Raw genomic sequence first — 3,243 nt, 5'->3', positions numbered from 1 at the left:
GGGGAGATACCTCGTTGTCCCACAGTTCCTGGGCGGAATCTGCCTGCCCGTTGTGCCCGAAGCGGGCTGCCAGTTCCTTGAAAATACGCCAATCTTCCCAGGCGTTGCCCGGGGCCGGGCTGGCGGCGCGCACACGGCTGACGCGGCGTTCGCTGTTGGTGAATGTGCCGTCTTTTTCACCCCAGGCAGCGGCGGGCAAGATTACATGCGCGAATCTGCTTGTTTCATTGGGAAAAATGTCCTGAACCACCAGAAATTCGGCAGCGGCGAGGCAGCTTTCCACATGGCTGATATCGGGTTCGGTATTGGCGAGATTTTCACCAAAAATATACATTGCCTTGATTTTTTTTGATTTAAGCCCGTCCAGCATGTCGGGCATCATGATGCCCGGCTCCGCAGGCAGGGAGACCCCCCAGAAGCGCTCCAGATGCTCTCTGGCCGCCGGGTCTGCTACTTTGCCGTAGCCGGGATAGGTATCGGGCAGAGCGCCCATATCGCACGAACCCTGCACGTTGTTCTGCCCGCGCAAGGGGTTTACCCCACCCAGGGGTTTGCCCACATTGCCCAGAAGCATTTGCAGCGCGGCGCAGGCCAGCACGTTGTTGACGCCGCTGGTGTGCTCCGTGATGCCGAGGGTGTAGGCCAGCATGGCGGGCCTGACCGAGGCAAGGTCGCGCGCGGTCTGCCTGATGGTTTCCGCATCAATGCCGCATATGGGAGCCGCGCTTTCGGGCGTGCAGTTTGCCACATGGGCGCGCAGCTCTTCAAAGCCCAGCGTGTGCCGCGCCACATAATGCCTGTCATGCAGGTTTTCCTTGATGAGCACGTGCATGATGGCGTTGAGCAGGGCAATGTCCGATCCCACCCGCAATTGCAGATGGGTTTCCGCCTCCTTGGCGATGCCGGTGCGGCGCGGGTCGGCCACAATAAGGCGGCAACCCTTGCGCACAGCCTGTTTGACAAGGGTTCCGGCCACGGGATGCGCCTCCGTGATATTGGAACCGATGAGAAAGATCATTTTGGCCTCGCCCATGTGGGCAAAGCTGTTGGTCATAGCCCCGGAACCGAACGATGCGGCCAGACCGGCCACAGTGGGGGCGTGTCAGGTACGCGCGCAGTGATCAATATTATTGGTCTTGAACACCGCGCGAAAGAGTTTTTGCATCTGGTAGTTGTCTTCGTTGATGCTGCGGGCGCAGGCCACGCCTGCCACGGAGTCGGGACCGTGTTTTTCGATGGCAGCGGAAAACCTGGCCGCAATGAGATCCAGGGCCTCGTCCCATGAGGCGGTTCTGAACGAACCGTCCCGCTGCCGGATAAGCGGGTCGGTGAGCCGGTCTTTACTGTAGATGAAATCGTAGCCGAAGCGGCCCTTGACGCACAGGCTGCCCTTGTTGGGCAGTGCGTTTTCAACGCCGTTGACCTCGATGATGCGGCCGTCCCTGACGGAAAGGTTCAACTGGCAGCCCACGCCACAGTAGGGACAGGTTGTGCGCACGCTGTCCACCTTGTCTTCGCGGGTGGCAAGGCCATAGGATTTTTTGGCGGTCAGCGCTCCGGTGGGGCATGCCTGCACGCATTCCCCGCAGTGGGTACAGCGGTCATAGTCCACCAGCGGCCACCATGCGTCTTTTTCAGACCGGCGGCCGAATTGGGGCGGAATGGCGTCGTTCACCTGCACGGCGGAACAGACCGATGCGCAGCGCCCGCACTGTACGCAGCGGCTGAAGTCGCGCGTGATCATCGGGTGATCGTTATCCAGAGGAAAACTGCCCGGCTCGGGAATCAGGTCTTTGACAGGGACGTTGCATTTCATGACCAGAGCCTGAAGGCGGCATGTGCCTTCGGCGGGGCAGGGATGCTCGCGATGGGGCATGCCGCCCGCGGCCTTTTGATAGGGCGGCCACATGTCCACGGGCAGTTTGCGCAGGAAGCAGTCGTGGCGGCCCTCGGCCACCAGCATCGAAAGAATATTTTTGCGCGCGGCCAGCACACGGGGCGATTCGGTTTCAATGACCATGCCGTCTTCGGCGGGGGAGGAACAGGCCGGCAGAAGGCGGTCATGCCCGCGCACTTCCACTGAGCAGATGCGGCAGACCTTGCCGTGTCCCGTCCGGGGCAGCCAGCACAGGGTAGGAATGAAGATGCCGAGCTTTTCGGCAACGTCAAGAATGGTCTGGCCGGGCTGAAAAGCAGCCTGCGTCCCATTAATGGTAACAAAGGGCATAAAATCTCCCGTTCCGCTCCGCAGACGGCTGTCGTGCGGCTTGATCCCGTATGGGGCTTGAAGCAAAGGGCAACGGCCCCTGTTTTTGTTGCGATGGTTACGCCAATGGCGGCTGTTGCGTCAGCTTCGCCAGTATCGGCAGTTTGCCAGTATCGCCAGATTCGGCAGCAATATCACGCCTGGCAGGCGACGTATGCGGGCAATGGCGTTTCCGCGCATGGGCGCTGGCAGGTTTTGCAAACTCAGCAGTCAACAATCAGGTAGCCGCCATAACAAGCCGCAGGCAGCGCAGGCAGCGGGAAGATTCGCGCACGGCCTCCCATTCCAGCGGGTCTGTTTCCACTTCCGCAAAGCTTTGCAGGCGCTCCCTCACCGGAATGGCATGAATGGGCATGAGCGGCGTGGGGTCTTCCAGGGGCGTTTTTTCCTCGTCCAGCATGTTCATCTGCATGAGCATGTGTTCCAGCTTTTCCCTGGCTGAAGGCCCCTGTGCCGTGCCGTTCAGGTGGTGGGCTATGTGGGCTGCGGCGCGCTTGCCCGCCGCCAGGGCGGCAATGAGCGAGCTTGGTCCGGTCACGCAGTCGCCACCGCCGAAAATGCGGGGCAAGGCGCTGACCTCACCGGTAATTTCGTGGGCATCCAGCGTATTATATTTATTCAGCGCGCCGTCTTTGCCTTTGAGAACAACCTCAAGGGCCACCTTCTGGCCGATGGCGTAAACAATGGCATCGCACGGCAGCTCAAAAACAGCCCCTTCCACCGGAACGGGCCGACGTCTGCCGGAAGCGTCGGCAGCGCCCAGTTCCATTTTCTGGCAGACCAGGCCGCTGACGCGCCCGTCCCTGCTTTCAATGCGTGTGGGCGCGGCCAGAAACGTAAAAAGCGCCCCTTCCTCTCTGGCCTCCGCCACTTCCACAGGGTCGGCGGGCATTTCTTCTTCAGTGCGGCGGTAGACGACGCGCACTTCCTTGAAGCCGTGGCGCAGGGCCGTGCGCGCGCAGTCCATAGCCACGTTA

General features: G+C 61.0%; 1 protein-coding gene and 1 pseudogene. Both read right to left on the bottom strand.

Going from position 1 to position 3,243, the window contains the following annotated elements:
* Nucleotides 1-2,227, bottom strand: a 2,227-nt coding sequence (locus V6C16_RS09980; protein WP_333543127.1) for a molybdopterin-dependent oxidoreductase, incomplete at its 3' end; no start/stop codon positions are given.
* Nucleotides 2,228-2,483: 256 nt separating this feature from the next.
* A pseudogene (locus V6C16_RS09975) lies at nucleotides 2,484-3,243 on the bottom strand (electron transporter RnfB); the annotation flags it as partial.

Source organism: Desulfovibrio sp. 1188_IL3213 (assembly GCF_036763145.1).
Classification (GTDB): domain Bacteria; phylum Desulfobacterota; class Desulfovibrionia; order Desulfovibrionales; family Desulfovibrionaceae; genus Desulfovibrio.
Note: the sequence above shows the minus strand (reverse complement) of the source record. Positions and strands in the feature narration are given on the sequence as shown.